Genomic DNA, 468 nt, shown 5'->3' with positions numbered 1-468 from the left:
AGCGATTGCGCACACAAACCGAGCAATTACAAATCATAATATCGAAACAATCTTTTTATTGACATCTTCTGGGAAAGCTTACATCAGTTCAAGTATTGTTCGTGATGTCATGCGAAACGGGGGAAAATATGAGATATTAGTTCCAGATGTTGTGAGGATTTAAGAAGATTTTTTCTATTAAATATTGAGAGAGTAGATAATTTATCTACTCTTTTTTTGTGCTATAAAATTTGAAAAGCAATATATTTACAACAATTAACACAAAATAAATATGAAGAAATTAATTTTACTATTAATTGCGTTCGTATTTAGTACGCTTACTTTTGGTCAAGAAAGGCCGATTGCTAAAAAAGTAGAGCAAGCTAAATTAACGAGTCGTAGTTTCAAATCGTATGATGTATTCAGCGATGTAATTCAACAAAAAGGGAATCAATTTGCAGACTTTGCAAAAGGAGTTTCTGTTTTTAA

Annotated in this window: 1 protein-coding gene; it reads left to right on the top strand. The window is 30.8% G+C overall.

All coding sequences use genetic code 11. From position 1 onward, the window contains the following. Nucleotides 1-271: 271 nt before the first annotated feature. Nucleotides 272-468: hypothetical protein (locus tag QWI17_RS05655; protein ID WP_302721541.1), on the top strand; the 197-nt coding region annotated here is incomplete at its 3' end.

This window comes from Gilvimarinus gilvus (assembly GCF_030518155.1).
GTDB lineage: Bacteria > Pseudomonadota > Gammaproteobacteria > Pseudomonadales > Cellvibrionaceae > Gilvimarinus > Gilvimarinus gilvus.
Note: the sequence above shows the minus strand (reverse complement) of the source record. Positions and strands in the feature narration are given on the sequence as shown.